This is a genomic window from Arthrobacter sp. yr096, assembly GCF_900108925.1.
In the GTDB taxonomy this organism is placed as follows: domain Bacteria; phylum Actinomycetota; class Actinomycetes; order Actinomycetales; family Micrococcaceae; genus Arthrobacter.
Genome location: NZ_FNYI01000011.1, coordinates 77,738 through 93,545, shown reverse-complemented (window position 1 = coordinate 93,545; position 15,808 = coordinate 77,738). Strand labels below are relative to the sequence as shown.

Sequence of the window (15,808 nt, the reverse complement as noted above, 5' to 3'; positions counted from 1 at the left end):
AGCTGCTACATTCATGTTTGTGATTGATGAACGTTGGTTGTTAATCCTGGTTCAGGTTCCATCGCAACCGTCCAGGCACCGTGTTGCTGTCTGGCGGGAACTGCGTCGCATAGGTGCCGTGCCGTTGTCGCCGGGAACCTGGGTTTTGCCTGCGCACCCGGCTTTCGACTCTGGTTTGGCCCGGGCGGAGGAGCTGGCGGCCAAGGGCGGGGGCTCCTGGACGTTGGTAGACGCCTTACCGCGCAATCAAGGTGCCGAGACCTTCCGGAGTGCCTACGAGGCTGCGCGGCTGGAGGAGTGGGCTGAGTTCATGTCGGACTGCCGAAAGTTCGAACAGGAGATAGCCAAAGAGGTTACACAGGAGAAGTTCACGTTTGCCGAGTTGGAGGAAGAAGAGCAGAGCCTGGAACGCTTGAGGCGCTGGTACAGGGACTTGAAATCCCGCGATGTTCTTCTCCTTCCCCAAGCCGGGGAGGCCGCCGGGCTCCTTGCCGGCTGCGCAGATGCGTTGGAGGCGTATGCAGCCATGGTGTACGAGGCCACGCTGCCGCAGTAAGAGGTGCAGAGAGCCGCAGTAAAGGGCTCCTCTAGCCCAACAATCCCGGCACGATCAACAATGCAGTTGGTACAGCCAGAAGCAGAGCAGATGCCGCCAGGACCAGCAGGCGCAGACCCTTGGTGAGTGGCGGCTGTGGTGAGAGCAAGCGGCTGACGCGTGACGCCGTCGTACGTGGCGAGTCGGCACCACCGGTGGCGCTGACTGTATTGCCTTCGACGACGGCCCCTCCGGCATTGAGGGTGGGGGCTCCGATGGCGGGCTGCGAGGTGCCGCTGGCCACAATCGCAATGGCTTTGATGAGCGTGCCCTTGCTCTCGGTACGGAGGGCAACGTCGTCGGCCAGCATTTCGATCAGGGAGTTCACGGCTGTTTGCGCCAACCGGGTGGTCGGAAACCATGGGAGTGCCTGTCGCCAGGCCGCGAATGCCCACAGCAACAAATCGTGGCGCTGGGACAGGTGCGCGTTTTCGTGGATGAGGACAGCTCTGAGCTCGGCTGGTTCCAGGGCTGCCATGAGCCCATCCGAGAGTACCGTTACCGAGCGGGCGCCGCCGGGAAGGCAGTAAGCCACGGGGGAATCGTGGTTGATGACCACAGTCCCCGGACCGTCCTCCGATGGTGAAGCCAGCAGGGCCAGCAGTTCGCGGTGACGCCTCCGCTGCCTCTCGATTTTGTAGTACGTCAGCAGCAGGGTGAAAACCAGGTGTGCGGTTAGAAGGGCCGCGGCTGAGAGCGCGAAGAGGTGCCAGAAACCCAGCGCTGTTGTGGGTTCATTGTTGAAGACCATCCCGGCCAGACTCTTGAGCCCGGCTATGAGGTTCTCGCCTATCGGCTCAAGGCCATAAACGAGCATGGCCCCAATCATGGACAGGCCGCCGGCGAGGGCGATTGCCTGCCATAGGACCATGGCTGTGAAGGGAGAACGCGCCGGCCACTGCGCGCGCGACAACAAAACGGGCACGGGCCACGCCAGAATCAATGCCAGGACCGCAAGCAGGTATGAGGTCCAGAACATAGTGGCTAATTGTAGCCGAGCAGTTTGCGCAGGGTAGCGGCTTCACTTTCAGTGACGGATCCGATGAAGCGGGCCAGTACGGCTTCGCGGTCCGGAGCGGAGCCCAGGACCTCGTGCATCAGTTCGGCCGTGTGGTCTGCCCGGCTTGAAACGGCCTGGTAGCGGTGCGGACGCGTTCCGCGTTCACGTTCCACGAGACCCTTCTTTTCCAGGCGGGAGAGCACCGTGAGCACCGTGGTGACGGCCAGGTCCTTGCCCTGGTGGCCCGCAGTGCCGTCGCCGGCCTCGGAATCCTGCGCGAGCAGATCACGCAGTGTGTTGGCAGTTGCAGCCTCCTGGCCTGCCCAGAGCAGATCCATCACTGCCCGTTCCAGTTCCCCAAGACTTGCCATCTATACGTCCCTACTTTCCGCTTCCCGGTGCAGGTGGCTGCTGCCGGGGGCGATGATCCAACATTCCACAATAAATCTACCGCTTTTCAAGCCTTCATTCTACGTGAGGTAGAACTATCGGCGCGCCGTGTCCTCCGCGGAGCTCTTGCGCGTGTGTAACGCCACTTGAAGAATGGGTTTGGTGTTCCGCCGTTTGTTCTACACTGTGTAGAAGAGTACTTTTCTACACTACGTAGAAGTAACGTCATCGTACTTCGGTCCGCCGTACAAAGGACAGCCATGGACGCCTTGGAAATCGCACGCTGGCAATTCGGTATCACCACCGTCTACCACTTCATGATGGTGCCCCTCACTATTGGCCTCGGCCTGGTGGTGGCCATCATCCAGACCATCTGGTATCGCACGGGCAAGCCCGAGTACCTGCGGATGACCAAGTTCTGGGGAAAGCTCTTCCTCATCAACTTCATCATGGGCGTAGCCACCGGCATTGTTCAGGAATTCCAGTTCGGGATGGCCTGGAGTGAATACAGCCGCTTCGTTGGCGACGTTTTTGGCGCGCCGCTTGCCCTCGAAGCTCTATTGGCCTTCTTCGTGGAGTCGACATTCCTGGGACTGTGGATATTCGGCTGGAAGCAGCTGAAGCGCGGCGTCCATCTGGCATGCCTGTGGATCGCAGTCATTGGGTCCGTCTTTTCCGCCTACTTCATCATCGTGGCGAACTCCTGGATGCAGCACCCGGTAGGCGTTGAGATGGTGGATGGCCGGCCGGTGATGACCGATGCCTGGGCCGTGTTCACCAATAACACCGCGCTGGTTGCCGTCCCCCACACACTGTTCGGTGCGCTGGGGGTTGCCGGGGCCTTCCTGCTGGGGATCGCCTGGTACCACCTGTGGCGCCGCCGCCACGACGGCATTGACGTAGTGGGCAAGGACGGCAGGCTGGTTCCCGGCGAAGCTGCGATTCCCGGCCGCGACAAGGCTGATTACACCGTGTGGATGAAGTCACTCAGGATCGGTGCCGTGGTGGCCATGATTTCCTTCGCGGGAACTGCGGTCACCGGCGACCTCCAGGGCAAGTTGATGTTTGAACAGCAACCCATGAAGATGGCTGCCGCTGAAGCCGCCTGCCACGATGGCACCGGATTCTCGGTACTGAGCGTTGGCAACCTTGGCGCCACAAACTGCGACGACATCGTGGCAGTCATTGAAGTACCCGGCATCCTTTCTTTCCTGGCCAAGGGCGACTTCACCACAGAGGTCAAGGGCGTGAACAGCCTGTTGGGCGAGTACAAGGAAAAGTACGGCACCCACTTGCCGGACAACCCGCTGTACGGTGAGCGCGCCGGCCAGGAAATCCAGTACGTTCCCGTCATGGAAGTCACTTATTGGGGCTTCCGCATGATGATCGGTTTCGGCGGCATCGCAGCCTTCGCTGCATTGCTGGCACTATGGGTGACCCGCAAGGGCGTCGTCCCCCAATCCAAGTGGCTCATGCGCCTGGCAGTCTTTGGGATCCTTGCGCCTTTCGGTGCCAACGCAGCCGGCTGGATCTTCACCGAGATGGGACGCCAGCCGTTCGTGGTGGCCCCCAACCCGGACATGAACGGCATCGACCAGGTCTTCATGTTTACAGCCGCGGCGGTCTCGCCCGGCGTTAGCGCGGGCGAACTGATGACATCGCTGGTGGTTCTCACCGCCATCTATGCCGTGCTCCTGGTGGTGGAAGTGAAGCTCCTGGTCAAGTACATCAGGGGTGGCGTGGCCTCAGCAATGCCCGAACTGGCACATGCGAAGGACTCAAACAATCACCACGACAAGAACGACGACGGAAATGGTCCGGACAAATCCGGCGACGACGTCCTGGCATTCGCCTACTAGAAGCAGGGGAAACTGACAATGGAACTGTTGCCAACCATCTGGTTCGTGGCCATAGCCGTCCTGTGGACCGGCTACCTCTTCCTCGAGGGCTTTGACCTTGGCGTCGGCATGCTGATGAAGCTGTTCGCACGCAACAACACCGACCGCCGGGTTCTTTTGAACACCATCGGTCCAGTATGGGATGGCAATGAGGTGTGGCTGCTCACTGCGGCCGGGGCAACCTTTGCTGCCTTCCCGCTCTGGTATGCGTCCTTATTCTCGGCCTTGTACCTGCCGCTCCTCTGCGTCCTTGCGGCCTTGATCTTCCGAGCCGTTGCCTTCGAATACCGGGGCAAGGTTGACTCGGAGCGCTGGCGCAACCGCTGGGACTGGGCCATCGCCGTCGGATCCTTCGTTGCAGCGTTCGGAATTGGTGCGGCCTTGGCGCTGACAACAACGGGCCTGCCACTGAACGCCAACGGCGATCGCGTGGGTGGCCCTATGTCCTGGTTCAGTGGCTATGCGCTGCTTGGCGGATTTGGGGTGGTGGCGTTCGCCGTGGTGCACGCCCTGGCATTCCTCGCCCTGAAGACCGACGGCGAGGTGCGGCACCGTGCCCGCCGTTGGTTTGTGCGGTTGGTCCCGGTGGCCGTAGTGCCTATGCTCGGCTGGATGGTGGCGGTCCAGTTCCTCAGCGGGAAACCGTGGACGTGGGCGTTGGTGGCAGCGGCGATCGTCGCCGTCGTGCTGGCCTGGCAGTTGGAACGAGCCGGTTCCGAAGGGCGGGCATTCGGTGCGCTCGGCGCCTTCATAGTCTGCGCCACGGCATCGATCTTCGGGGCAGCCTTTCCCGTGGTCATTCCCTCCACGATCGATCCCGCCTTCAACCTGACTATCTCCAACGCTTCGTCCTCTGACTACACCCTGGGTCTGATGAGCATTGTTGCCGCCGTTGGAGTGCCCTTGGTGATTGCATACCAGTCCTGGACCTACTGGGTCTTCAGGAGGCGTGTCAGCGCCGCCCACATCCCCGAGGCACATGGGTTCCTTCCCGCAATTGCCGCCAAAGTGTTGGTGTCCAAGGAGCCAGGAGCATCCAGCCACCAGTCCAGCGACCAGTCATAACCGGGAGACCAAGCCCTTCATGAAACCCGTGTTCCCCTCCGGCCCGGCCACGCGATCAGCTCTCTACGTGATCGGCTTGATGTCCGCGCTCAAGGCGCTTGCCCTGGTGTTGATGGCACAAGCCGTGGCGGGCATGCTGGCTGGTCTCGCCTCCGGGTCTGAGGATTGGAACAGCGGGCTCATATGGGGTGCTGCGGGAGCGGTCCTGCGGTCGCTGACCGTGTGGGGCCAGGGTATTGCCTCCAGGCGTGCCGCCCTGGGCGTCAAGGAGGAACTGCGCGCGGGCTTGTTGAAGCGCACGCTGGCCGACGGCGGCTCAGCGCCGTTGGAAGGAATGAACGACGGCGGCCTGGCGATTCTCGCGACGCGCGGCCTCGATGCGCTGGACGACTATTACACGCAATACCTTCCCGCCTTGGTGAACTGCGCAACCGTTCCGCTGCTGATCGGCGCCCGCATCCTGTTTGCCGATTGGGTCAGTGCCGTGGTGATCGTCCTGACGGTGCCGTTGGTGCCTTTGTTCATGGTGTTGATAGGCCGGCATACCGAAGACAGCGTCAAGGACGCGCAGAGCACCCTTCGGAAGCTCTCGGGACACATCCTGGAGCTGGCCAAAGGCCTCCCCGTGCTGGTGGGCCTGGGGCGGGCCAGCGAACAGCGCGCCGCCCTCGAAGACATCTCGGAGCAGTACCGCAGCCGAACCATGGGCACTCTCCGCACGGCGTTCCTCTCCGCGCTGGCCCTGGAACTCATCGCAACCATCTCAGTGGCCGTTGTGGCTGTGTTTATCGGCGTCCGGCTGGTGCACGGCGATATGGCATTGGAAGCTGGCCTGTTGGCGCTGATCCTTGCCCCTGATTGCTACCTGCCCCTCAGGGAACTCGGAACCGCCCATCACGCCAGCGACGACGGTCGGGCAGCCCTTGAAACCACCAACGCTGTGCTGGAAGCACCGGCACATCAGCGATTGCAAGGTAACGGCGACAACCCGGGACAAGCCGACACCGTGGTCACCAAGCTGACAGTGACCTACCGCGGAAGGTCAGCAGCCGCCGTCGGGCCCCTCAGCTTTACCGCGCCTAAGGGGAGCGTCACCGCACTGGACGGTGACAGCGGAGCCGGGAAGAGCACCGTGCTCGGCGTCCTGGCCGGACTCATTGGACCCGGGCATGCCGCGACAGTCACCGGGAACATCAGTGTTCCAGGTATGCGTGCCATGGCATGGGTCCCACAACACCCTGTCATGGCGGCCGAAACGGTCCAGCAGGAGATCGAGCTCTACCTGGACGGGTACAACGGCGACACCGCCGAAGCTGCGGCCCGTGTACTGAAGAGGACATCTGCGGACCACTTGGCAGCCAAACACCCTGCCGAACTAAGCCCAGGCGAATTGCGCCGGGTTGCACTCGCCCGGGGACTGGCACGGGTAGAGGCCGGGGCCACCCTGTTATTGCTCGACGAGCCCACCGCCCACCTGGACCACGACTCCGCCAGCGTGGTACGGAAGGCTATCGAATCCCTCCGTGGCTCTGTCACGGTAATCCTCGTGGCACATGACGCCGCCACACGGGCGCTCGCGGACCACCTTGTGCCCGTGGGACCTCAGCACTCCAGCCCCTCGTTAGAGTCCGGGGAGGGAAAGCAAAGCCTGGTGGTTGAGACGACCATGGCAGCTGTCGCGTCGATTCCTGCACACGGGTCCGGGCCTCAGGGGGAGCGCCCGCACACAACCGGGAGCGTGAAGCGACTCCTGGGAGTTCTCACCCCGGTCCGATGGAAGTTCGCCGCCGCTGGTGTGGTGGCAGTCCTGGCGGCCCTGTTCGCCGTAGCCCTTTCCGGGTTGTCCGGCTGGCTGATCATCCGGGCCAGTGAGCAACCGCCCATCCTCTACCTGCTCGGTGCCATTGTGGGCGTCAGGTTCTTCGGCATCGGACGCGCCGTCCTCCGGTACTGCGAGCGTCTCCTGACACACGACGCCGTGTTTGCGGCCATGACCCGTCTCCGTGGAGCCCTGTGGGCAAGCCTGAGCCGCAGGGCACTATCGCTCCGGAAGCTCCTCCAAGGCGGCAACGTCCTTGGCTCGGTGGTGGACGACATCGACACCCTCCGCGACCTCCTGCCACGGGTCGTCTTGCCTCCCATCACTGCTGTGGGCGTGGGGGGAGCCGCGCTGGCAGCCACCGCCATCGTCTTGCCCGCCGCGCTGCCCGCTGTGCTGGTGGCATCAGTGATCGGTGTAGCGGTTGCCCCGTTCCTTGCAGTCATGGCAGACCGGAACGCCGCCACAGCGGAACAGCAAATGCGCTCCGTGGTGCTGAAGGGAGTGGCTGCGGCCTTGGACGCAAGGGCAGAGCTGACTGCCAACGCAGTGGGACTGCCTGTCCTTGAGGAACTGCGTGCCAAAGACCGTGCCGCCACCGTTTCAGCGCAGCGCTCAGCCTGGGCTGAAGGGCTCGGGCAGGCCGTGATCGTTCTCGCCTGTTCGCTGGCCGCAGTGTGGGCCGGCGTCCTCAGCGCCCCTTCGGTAGCCAACGGCTCCGCAGCCCCTGAGCTCGTCGCCGTGATTGTCCTCCTACAACTGGCCCTGGTGGACCCATTCGGCGGCATCGTTTCCGCGGTACGCCAAGCCCCCGCGCTCGCAGCGGTCCTGGGGCGGGTAGCGGCCTCCGGAGCGTTGGATGCACCTGCTGCTGTGAACGGTCCGCAAGGCCACGACGACGGACCGCGGCCACTGCCTGACCGCGCCGGCAAGGCAGGGCTCGAGTTGAAAGATGCAGCGGCCGCGTGGCCCGGCGGACCTGACGTTTTCACAGGCCTCACCGCCGCGGCCGAACCAGGTCGCTGGCTCGCCATCACAGGACCATCCGGAGCGGGGAAGTCCACGCTGCTGTCCGTGCTGCTCGGTTTCCTGCCGCTCACACAGGGAACTGCGCACTTGACGGGTTCTGCCGCGTGGTGCCCCCAGGAGGCGCATCTCTTTGACTCCACGATCCGTGGGAATCTGCTCCTGAGCCGGGCTGCCGGGACGAAACCCAGCGAGGCGGAGATGCACAAGGCGCTGGCCGACGTCGGACTTGATGCAGTGGTGGAGCGACTTCCAGACGGACTCGATGCGCGGATAGGCCCCGGCGGTTCGTTCCTCAGCGGTGGCGAACGGCAGCGCCTGGCCATGGCCAGAACGCTCCTGACCGGCGCCTCGGTGTTGTTGCTGGATGAGCCAACGGCTCATCTGGACGCTGCTTCCGCGCGGGAAATGATGTCTATCCTCCGCCAAGGGCTTAAGGACGTCACGGTTGTCCTGGTCACACACAATCCGGACGACATTGACCCCTCGGATGCGCGTCTTGAGTTGTGCGGTTCAGGAAGCGTCGTATCCCCAAGCGCGGGCGCGGCGGAGCTGGTGGGAGAGCCTACTCCTCAGTAGCCTGTTGGCATGCCTTTCGAAGACGCAAGCCACTCCATGCCCGACGTCGCGGTGACGGGCCTCCAGTGGAGGCCCGCCACTCTGGAGGACCTCGATATCTGGGCTGCACTGATAGCCCGGACGGCCGCCGTCGAGCACCCCGCCTGGTTCGAGAAACGAGGCGATCTGATCCACGTCCTGGAGTCTTCCAAGAATCCGGCGGAGACGAGCACACTCCTGGGAGTGGATGGCGACGGCGTGGCGCGAGCCTATGGGCGCATCATGAAGAACCCGACGGGCGACAAAGCCACCGGAATGGCATGCGTTGACCCCGAGTGGCAGCAGCGCGGCATAGGCTCCGCAGTCCTGGCCTGGCAGGAAGCACAGGTCCGTGCGCGGTTCCAGTCCGATGAAGCTGCGGGTAACACCACCGCTCCTCCCCGGCTCCGTATCCAGACCGAAGAGCAGCACGAGCACCAGGCCGCATTGCTGATGGGGCATGGCTACGGAGCGGTGCGCTGGTTCAACGAAATGCACCGGCCATTGTCCGCGGAGCTCCCGCACGCAAGGCTTGATGGAGGACTGGAACTGAGGAACCTGGACGCTTCCCTGTTCGAGGCAGTCCGTCTGGCGCACAACGATGCTTTCAGGGATCACTGGGGGAGTGAACCGAGGGACCAGGAGTCGTGGCGGTTCACCATTGAAGAACCCACTGCCAGGCATGACCTCAGTGCCGTGGTCATCGACGGCGGCACTGGCGAAGTGGCCGGATACCAGTTGGCAAGCTTCGATCCCGACGCCGCCGCAGACCGCGGCTTCACAGAGGGCTACACCGAGCTCCTTGGCGTGCGGCGGGCATACCGTGGCCGGGGGATTGCCCAAGCCTTGCTGGCCGACGCCATGCGGCGGTATTCGGAAGCAGGCATGGACGTAGCCTCGCTGGACGTGGACTCAGCCAATCCCACCGGAGCGCTGGAGTTGTACCTCGGCATGGGCTATACGCCCGTGAACCGCAGCATGACCTGGGAGAGAGTGCTGCTCGTGAGCTAGCCGTCCACGTCGTGCAGGTGATGGACGACGTCATGCAGGAAGTACTGCGAAAACGTCAGTACGGTGAACGACGAGCCATTGCTGCGCATCCCGGTTCGCTGCCAGTCATCTTCCACCACGCGGGCAAAGGACTCGGCAATTTCCTGTCCTGCAGCGTCCAATTCATCGGCCACGGTTCGTGGATCGGCCGAGGTGTATTCGCCGTCAATGGCTGCCTGGTCCTGGTCCCAGTTGGCGAACGTGGCATCATCTTCGGCCAGCATCAGATTCAGCCGCTGGTCGAACAGGCTGAAGACGTCGCGGACGTGGCATGCGTACTCAAGGGTGGACCAGGTGTGATCGTTGGGACGAGTCGCTACGTCCTCCCGCCGCAGGACTGCCCGCCATCGGGGGAGCATGTTCAGCACTGTCCCCGGCACCGTGGAGGGAGTCACCGTGGCGGCGTCGAAACCACACTCGGGGCAGGGCTCGGAGAGGACCCAGGTCCAGTCTTTTTCGTCAGGCATGATAGGCATGCGGCCAGTCTAAGGCGATCCAGCGGACACCCCTTTGCGGGCCATGAAATATGGTGTCGTTTTCCGATTTCTAAGCGAAGCGCCCAAGAGTAGAGTTCGTTCCGGGGGGAGAGCCGGAAAGAGAAAACAATGCTCAAGGATCAGCAGGTTGGTGCCGTTCTACCGGCACAGGACATAGCCCGGGCACGTGCCTATTACAGCGAAAAGCTCGGGTTGGAACCCGAAAATCCGGACGCCGATGACAACCTCCAATACAGGTGCGGCGATGGGACCGGATTCTTCCTTTATCAAACACCCAATGCGGGGACTGCCAAGAACACGCAAATGGGTTGGATGGTCAGCGATGTCGCCGCAGCGGTGGCGGAATTGCGGGACAAGGGAGTCACGTTCGAGGACTACGATTTCCCCGGGTTGAAGACTGAGAACGGTGTCGCCACCATGCCGGATGGGAGCGCCGCAGCATGGTTCCTTGACACTGAAGGAAATATTCTGAGCCTCAACCAAACCGGCTAGCCCATGCAGGTGGCCCGGATGCCACAGCAGCAACGAAGGCCCGGCGGTGACAACCGCCGGGCCTCGCTGCGCCTGCGTCTACTCTGCAGCCTCAGCCCACGCCATGCTCGGGCCGATCGCTTCCACGGGCTGGGACAGTGGCACGCCGGAGCCGTCCCTGCGGCCATGCTCATGCGGAAGGGCCCGTGCGACACCGGCCGCGGACGACGCCTTTGCGGGACCATGTCCGGCCCAGGCGAGCAGCAGGGTGTCTTCACCCTTAAGGAAGCGGTGGACGCGGACGCCGCCAGTAGCCCGGCCCTTGGCGGGGTATTCCTCGAAAGCCGTCACCTTTGCGGTTCCGGGAGCCGTGCCCGGCAAAGCTCCGTTGGTGCCGGCAATAGTCACCACGACGGCGGCAGGATCGTTGGCGCGTACGGTACCAAAGTGGATCACATCGTCACCGGCGGCGAGCTTGATACCGGCCATTCCACCCGCGGTTCGTCCCTGCGGACGGACGTTGGACGCACTGAATCGCAGCAACTGGGCCTGCCTCGTCACAAAGACGAGATCGACGTCGTCGTCCTGTGCCGGTTCCACAGCCAGGACCGAATCCTTATCCTTCAGGGCGATGATCTCCCAATCTTCGCGGTTCAGCGGATAGTCCGGCTGAACCCGCTTCACGACGCCCTGAACCGTGCCAATGGCAAGGATGGCGTCCAGGGGAACGAAGGCAACCAGGGTCTCGCCCTTGACCAGGGTGATGAAGTCCTTCGCCGGCACGCCTCCAGCCAGGTTTGGAAGGCCCGACGTCGGCGGCAGCACGGGCATATCCATCACTTGAAGGCGCAGCATGCGGCCCTGCGATGTGACCGCCCCGATCTCGCCGCGGGCGGTGGTTTTCACCACTGACCGGAAGACGTCGTGCTTAGCCCGCGGTCCGGCTTCAGCCAACGGCTCCTGGTTGGAAGTCCGGGCTATCTGGCCGGAAACACTGAGCAAAGCCCAGCAGGGGTCATCCGGAATCTCCAAGGGAAGTGCTGCGGCCTTGCCCTTGGGGCCGGGCACCGAAGCAGCGAGGGCAGCGGCCACTGTGGGGGACACCGCTTCCGATTCAAGAAGCACCGTGCGGCGGGGTGTGCCGTACTTCTCGGAAATCACTGCAAGCTCACCGGACACGAGGTCGCGAAGCAACTCGTCCGAGGCCAGGATGGCTTCGAGCGCCTCGATTTCCCGGCGAAGTTCGTCCTGTTCCTTCTCCAGTTCCAGACGCGAGTACTTGGTCAACTGCCGCAGCCGCAGTTCCAGGATGTAGTTGGCCTGGATTTCGGTGAGGTCGTAGATGGACATCAACCGCTCACGCGCAGCTGAGGCTTCATCGGAGGAACGGATGATCTGGATGACCTCATCGATGTCCACGATCGCGATCAACAGGCCCTCCACCAGGTGCAGGCGGTCCTTCTTCTTGCCCAATCGGAAGGCGGTCCGGCGGCGGACCACATTCAGGCGGTGCTCCACATACACCTGCAACAGCTGCAGGAGGCCCAGCGTTTGCGGCTGGCCGTCCACCAAGGTGACGTTGTTGATGCCGAAGGAATCTTCCATGGGCGAATAGCGGTACAGCTGCTGGAGGACTGCGTTGGGGTTGAAACCGTTCTTGAGCTCAATCACCAAGCGGAGGCCGTGGTTGCGGTCCGTCAGATCCACTACGTCGCTGATGCCCGTCAGTTTCTTGGCGTTGACGGCATCCTTGATCTTCTCGATGACCTTTTCCGGGCCCACCATGTAGGGAAGCTCAGTGACCACCAGGCCGGTGCGGCGGGCAGAGAGCTGCTCCACCTCCACCTTGGCGCGGGTCTTGAAGGAACCCCTGCCCGTGGCGTATGCGTCGCGGATCCCGTCCAAACCAACGATGCGGCCACCGGTGGGGAGGTCCGGTCCGGGAACGAACCGCATGATCTCATCCAGCGTGGCGTCCGGGTTCGCGATCAAGTGACGTGCCGCAGCGATGACCTCCACCAGGTTGTGCGGAGCCATATTGGTGGCCATTCCCACCGCGATGCCGGTGGTGCCGTTGACCAGCAGGTTGGGGAAAGCGGCCGGGAGCACGTCCGGCTGCGTCAGCTGGTTGTCGTAGTTGGGGACGAAGTCCACCACATCTTCATCGAGGTGGTCCGTCATGGTCAGCGCAGCGGCCGCGAGCCGTGCCTCGGTGTAACGGGGGGCGGCCGGTCCGTCGTCGAGCGAGCCGAAGTTGCCGTGGCCATCGATCAACGGCAGGCGCAGGGAGAAGTCCTGCGCCATGCGGACCATGGCGTCATAAATGGCGGCATCACCGTGCGGGTGGAGCTTGCCCATGACTTCGCCCACCACGCGTGCGCTCTTGACGTGGCCACGGTCAGGGCGCAAACCCATGTCCGCCATCATGTACAGAATGCGCCGTTGAACGGGCTTGAGTCCGTCGCGCGCGTCCGGAAGGGCGCGCGAATAAATCACTGAGTAGGCATACTCCAGGAAGGAGCCTTCCATCTCGGAAGTGACGTCGATATCGACGATGTTCTCGGTGAAATCTCCGAGGGGCTCGCCTTTGCGTGCGGAAGTTTGGCTGCGGGCCATGGGGTCGGTGGATCCTTGAAAGTTGTACTGCGGATGTTTTAGCTAGGCTAAGCCTATGGTGGATCAGCCCGGCGTCGGCATTTATCCGGAATATTGGGAGGCCGATGTCGTCCTGCGCGACGGCGGAACAGCCCACCTCAGGCCAATAAGACCCGAAGACGCCGATGCACTTCAAGCGTTCCACGCCGGCCAGTCGCAGGCATCCATCTACATGAGGTTCTTTTCCTTCAAGCCAAAACTTTCCGGCAAGGAAGTCAGGCGCTTCACGGAAGTGGACCACATCAACCGGGTGGCGTTCGTCATCACCATCGGTGGCGAGATCATGGGCATTGGCCGCTACGACCGGTTGGACGATCCCACCGAGGCCGAGGTTGCCTTCAACATTTCCGACGCCCACCAGGGCCGGGGCATCGGGTCGATCCTCCTTGAGCATCTGGCTGTGGCGGCCCGGGAGAACGGGATCCGGCGCTTTACCGCCGAGGTCCTGCCGGACAACCGGAAAATGCTGATGGTCTTTGCCGACGCGGGCTATGACCTCACGCGCCAGTTCGACGACGGCGTCGTCAGCGTTGAGTTCAACATCGACCCCACGGAGAAGTCCAGGGCCGTCATGGAATCTCGTGAGCACCGCGCTGAGGCGCGGAGCGTCCGGGACTTGTTGTCGCCGTCGTCCGTGGCTGTTATCGGTGCCAGCCGCAAGTGGGGGACGGTGGGCTATCAACTGCTGGAGCACATCATCGAGGGCGGCTTCAAGGGGCCGGTGTATGCCGTCAACCCCGAAGCTTTCGAACTCGCCGGCATGATCTCCTTCGCCAGGTTGTCCGAAATCCCGGGCCCGGTACAACTGGCCATCATCGCCGTTCCCTACGAAGAAGTGCCCACGGTGGTGGACGACTGCGCTGCGGCAGGCGTGAAGGGCATCGTGGTGGCGACGGCAGGATTCGCCGACGACGGAGAACGCGGCTTGATGCGCCAGCATGAGTTGGTGCGGCGCGCCCGGGCGAACGGCATGCGCGTGATCGGCCCGGAGTCGCTTGGGATCCTGAACACCCACCCTGCCGTGTCCCTGAACGCTTCCATGGCCCCCGCCATGCCGCCCAGGGGCAGCTTGGGCTTGTTCAGCCAGTCGGCCGCTGTTGGCGTGGCCGTATACGCGGCTGCCAGCCGCCGTCGGCTCGGTCTTTCCTCATTCCTGTCCGCGGGCAACCGCGCTGACGTATCGGGCAACGACGCCATGCAATATTGGGAGGACGACGCCGATACTTCCGCCGTTGGCCTCTACCTGGAGTCGATCGGAAACCCCCGTAAGTTCTCCCGGCTGGCACGCCGGCTGTCCCGCAGCAAGCCCGTTATCGTGGCCAAGTCCGATGTCACCGGGCTGAGCCTTCCGCCCGGGCACGAGGTCCGGACCACCCAGGCACCGGCTGCGGCAGTTGATGCGATGATGCGCCAAGCCGGTGTTATCCGCGTCGACACCATTGAGCAGCTCATGGATATCGCACAAATCGCGTCCTCGCAGGCACTGCCGAAGGGCCCCGGCGTTGCCGTCTATTCCAATTCCGTGGCCTTGGGCAAAGTGGTCTCGGACAGCGCAGGTCCGCTTGGATTGGACGTGAACCGTCTGGTGACGGACGTGGACCTCGACGCCGGCATGTCGATTGCCCTTCCTGCCCTTCGGTCCAGCCTGCAGGAGAGCCTGGCAGACGAGTCCGTCCACGCTGTGGTTGCCGCCCTGCTTCCTGCGCGCGGGCTCACCGTGGAGTCCCTGGCCGCAGTACTTGCCGAATGCAGTGCCGAGGCTGGTAAGCCAGTGGTTGCCGCCTTCACGGGAATCCTGGACCCCTCCGTCCACGTGGAGGGGATGGTGGGGGCAGCGGGCAGGACCGTGCTGCCCTGCTACTCCAATGCCGGTGCCGCCGTTGCCGCGTTGGCGGCCATCGTCCGCTATGCCCAGTGGCGCGACAGGGATCAAGGACTGTTCGTCGAACCTGGGGGCTGCGATGCCGACGGCACGCGGGAAGCATTGACAACAATGCTGGCCGGGGTCACGGGCGAAAAGATCAGAAAGCTCGACGCCGGCGCTGCCGCTGCGTTGTTGGCAGGTTACGGCATCGAGGTAGTGCCCACATTCGGGTTCGGCACACCGGATGAGGCTGTCCTGGCGGCAGATACCGCGGGGTGGCCCGTGGTGCTGAAGACCACGGATCCCGCACTGCGGCACCGGTTGGATCTGGGTGGAGTCCGCCTTGATATCCAGGACGCCGAATCCCTCCGGCAGAACATAGCCCAGATGCGCCGTGCGCTGGAACCCTACGGATCGCCGTCCCTGGAGGTCCAGGCCATGGCTCCGGTGGGGCAGGCCTGCACGTTCCGGGCCATGGAGGACCCTCTGCTGGGCCCGGTCCTGTCCTTTGGTTTGGCCGGCGATGCCGTGAACCTTTTGGACGACTGGGCTCATCGTGTGCCGCCACTCTCAGCGGCGGACCTGCATGATGTCATCCGCTCACCCAGGGCTTCCCGGAAACTCTTCGGCTACCAAGGCTTGCCTGCCGTGGACATCGCAGCCCTGGAAGATATTGCCGCCAGGCTGGCCAAGCTCAAGGATGACCACCCTGGAATTGCCTTGGTGGAATTCAACCCCGTACTGGCTGGTCCCTCGGGCGCAACGATACTGGGTGCCGATGTGTGGATCGGCAACGCAGCCCAGCGCACCGACAGTGCCCGCCGCGCGATGCGAAGTTAGCCACAGGGGGCGGAGCGCACGGTTAGGAAGTCACCAAGCGA

11 protein-coding genes are annotated in these 15,808 nt (G+C 63.3%); 7 read left to right on the top strand and 4 right to left on the bottom strand.

What is annotated here, in order from left to right:
* Window positions 1-13 precede the first annotated feature (13 nt).
* Window positions 14-556, top strand: a complete 543-nt coding sequence (locus tag BMY91_RS20960; protein ID WP_256212855.1) for a Chromate resistance protein ChrB — start codon at window positions 14-16, stop codon at window positions 554-556.
* A 31-nt stretch (window positions 557-587) separates the two neighbouring features.
* Here the strand turns inward: BMY91_RS20960 and BMY91_RS20955 are convergent, their stop codons facing one another.
* Both BMY91_RS20955 and BMY91_RS20950 read right to left on the bottom strand, forming a co-directional pair.
* Window positions 588-1,574 (bottom strand): M56 family metallopeptidase, encoded by a 987-nt coding sequence (locus BMY91_RS20955; RefSeq protein WP_090825465.1) that lies wholly within the window; start codon window positions 1,572-1,574, stop codon window positions 588-590.
* Between the two features lie 5 nt (window positions 1,575-1,579).
* A complete protein-coding gene (locus BMY91_RS20950) occupies window positions 1,580-1,966 on the bottom strand; it encodes a BlaI/MecI/CopY family transcriptional regulator (RefSeq protein WP_011774471.1) in 387 nt (128 codons plus the stop codon).
* A gap of 279 nt (window positions 1,967-2,245) precedes the next feature.
* Between BMY91_RS20950 and BMY91_RS20945 the strand changes: the two genes are divergently transcribed.
* Genes BMY91_RS20945 through BMY91_RS20930 form a run of 4 tightly spaced genes read left to right on the top strand, consistent with a single transcriptional unit; the run spans window position 2,246 to window position 9,401 of the window.
* The gene (locus tag BMY91_RS20945) at window positions 2,246-3,844 is read left to right on the top strand and encodes a cytochrome ubiquinol oxidase subunit I (RefSeq protein ID WP_090825463.1); all 1,599 of its coding nucleotides are present in this window, start codon (window positions 2,246-2,248) and stop codon (window positions 3,842-3,844) included.
* Window positions 3,845-3,862: 18 nt separating this feature from the next.
* On the top strand, window positions 3,863-4,948 hold the full coding sequence (gene cydB / locus BMY91_RS20940; RefSeq protein WP_090825461.1) for a cytochrome d ubiquinol oxidase subunit II: 1,086 nt from the start codon (window positions 3,863-3,865) through the stop codon (window positions 4,946-4,948).
* 19 nt (window positions 4,949-4,967) lie between these two features.
* The gene (gene cydD / locus BMY91_RS20935) at window positions 4,968-8,372 is read left to right on the top strand and encodes a thiol reductant ABC exporter subunit CydD (RefSeq protein WP_090825459.1); all 3,405 of its coding nucleotides are present in this window, start codon (window positions 4,968-4,970) and stop codon (window positions 8,370-8,372) included.
* A 9-nt stretch (window positions 8,373-8,381) separates the two neighbouring features.
* On the top strand, window positions 8,382-9,401 hold the full coding sequence (locus BMY91_RS20930; protein ID WP_090825455.1) for a GNAT family N-acetyltransferase: 1,020 nt from the start codon (window positions 8,382-8,384) through the stop codon (window positions 9,399-9,401).
* Here BMY91_RS20930 and BMY91_RS20925 read toward each other — a convergent pair.
* Window positions 9,398-9,916 carry a DinB family protein gene (locus BMY91_RS20925; RefSeq protein ID WP_090825453.1) on the bottom strand — a complete coding sequence of 173 codons (519 nt, stop codon included), beginning with the start codon at window positions 9,914-9,916 and terminating at the stop codon, window positions 9,398-9,400. The genes BMY91_RS20930 and BMY91_RS20925 overlap by 4 nt on opposite strands.
* 129 nt (window positions 9,917-10,045) lie before the next feature.
* Here BMY91_RS20925 and BMY91_RS20920 point away from each other — a divergent pair, with 129 nt between their 5' ends.
* Entirely contained in the window at window positions 10,046-10,429 is a 384-nt protein-coding gene (locus BMY91_RS20920) for a VOC family protein (protein ID WP_090825451.1), read from the top strand.
* A 78-nt stretch (window positions 10,430-10,507) separates the two neighbouring features.
* On the opposite strand, the gene BMY91_RS20915 is transcribed toward BMY91_RS20920, so the two are convergent.
* Complete coding sequence (locus BMY91_RS20915; protein WP_090825449.1) at window positions 10,508-13,024, bottom strand: DNA gyrase/topoisomerase IV subunit A; 2,517 nt, start codon at window positions 13,022-13,024, stop codon at window positions 10,508-10,510.
* A gap of 55 nt (window positions 13,025-13,079) precedes the next feature.
* On the opposite strand from BMY91_RS20915, the gene BMY91_RS20910 reads away from it, so the two are divergent.
* Entirely contained in the window at window positions 13,080-15,767 is a 2,688-nt protein-coding gene (locus tag BMY91_RS20910; protein WP_090825448.1) for a bifunctional acetate--CoA ligase family protein/GNAT family N-acetyltransferase, read from the top strand.
* Window positions 15,768-15,808 lie beyond the last annotated feature (41 nt).

Bases quoted from the DNA above. Each gene is read 5' to 3' on its own strand.
- BMY91_RS20955 (WP_090825465.1), bottom strand. From the start codon at position 1,574: ATGTTCTGGACCTCATACCTGCTTGCGGTCCTGGCATTGATTCTGGCG.
- BMY91_RS20910 (WP_090825448.1), top strand. From the start codon at position 13,080: ATGGTGGATCAGCCCGGCGTCGGCATTTATCCGGAATATTGGGAGGCC.
- BMY91_RS20960 (WP_256212855.1), top strand. From the start codon at position 14: ATGTTTGTGATTGATGAACGTTGGTTGTTAATCCTGGTTCAGGTTCCA.
- BMY91_RS20930 (WP_090825455.1), top strand. From the start codon at position 8,382: ATGCCTTTCGAAGACGCAAGCCACTCCATGCCCGACGTCGCGGTGACG.
- cydD (WP_090825459.1), top strand. From the start codon at position 4,968: ATGAAACCCGTGTTCCCCTCCGGCCCGGCCACGCGATCAGCTCTCTAC.
- BMY91_RS20945 (WP_090825463.1), top strand. From the start codon at position 2,246: ATGGACGCCTTGGAAATCGCACGCTGGCAATTCGGTATCACCACCGTC.
- BMY91_RS20915 (WP_090825449.1), bottom strand. From the start codon at position 13,024: ATGGCCCGCAGCCAAACTTCCGCACGCAAAGGCGAGCCCCTCGGAGAT.
- cydB (WP_090825461.1), top strand. From the start codon at position 3,863: ATGGAACTGTTGCCAACCATCTGGTTCGTGGCCATAGCCGTCCTGTGG.
- BMY91_RS20920 (WP_090825451.1), top strand. From the start codon at position 10,046: ATGCTCAAGGATCAGCAGGTTGGTGCCGTTCTACCGGCACAGGACATA.
- BMY91_RS20925 (WP_090825453.1), bottom strand. From the start codon at position 9,916: ATGCCTATCATGCCTGACGAAAAAGACTGGACCTGGGTCCTCTCCGAG.
- BMY91_RS20950 (WP_011774471.1), bottom strand. From the start codon at position 1,966: ATGGCAAGTCTTGGGGAACTGGAACGGGCAGTGATGGATCTGCTCTGG.